Below are 362 nucleotides of genomic sequence, written 5' to 3'. Positions count from 1 at the left end.
CGCGGGTTGGCGGTGGTCGCCGCCTCTTCGCCGGCGAGCTTGGAAGCGCCGTAGACGCCGAGCGGGGCGGTGGCGTCTGTCTCGACGTAGGCGCCGTCCTTGCTGCCGTCGAAGACATAGTCGGTCGACAGATGGATGACGGGGATGCCAAGCCTTGCCGCCGCTTCCGCCACCTTGCCGGCGCCGGTTGCGTTCACCGCGAAGGCCAGGTCCTTCTCGTCCTCGGCCTGGTCGACGGCGGTGTAGGCAGCTGGAGAAACGATGATATCGGGCCGCGATGCTTCGAGCGCCTTGAACACCGTGTCGGGCCGCGCAAGGTCGAGTTGCGGCCGGCCAACGGCAACGACTTCCATGTCGCTCCG

1 protein-coding gene is annotated in these 362 nt (G+C 68.0%); it reads right to left on the bottom strand.

Annotated elements, in window-relative coordinates; translation table 11 throughout:
• Positions 1-362 (bottom strand): sugar nucleotide-binding protein (locus EN807_RS32855; protein WP_135937959.1); only part of this gene is annotated, 362 nt, incomplete at both ends.

The sequence above is a fragment of the Mesorhizobium sp. M5C.F.Ca.ET.164.01.1.1 genome (assembly GCF_004792125.1).
Classification (GTDB): Bacteria; Pseudomonadota; Alphaproteobacteria; order Rhizobiales; family Rhizobiaceae; genus Mesorhizobium; species Mesorhizobium wenxiniae.
This window is presented reverse-complemented; position numbering and strand designations above follow the sequence as displayed.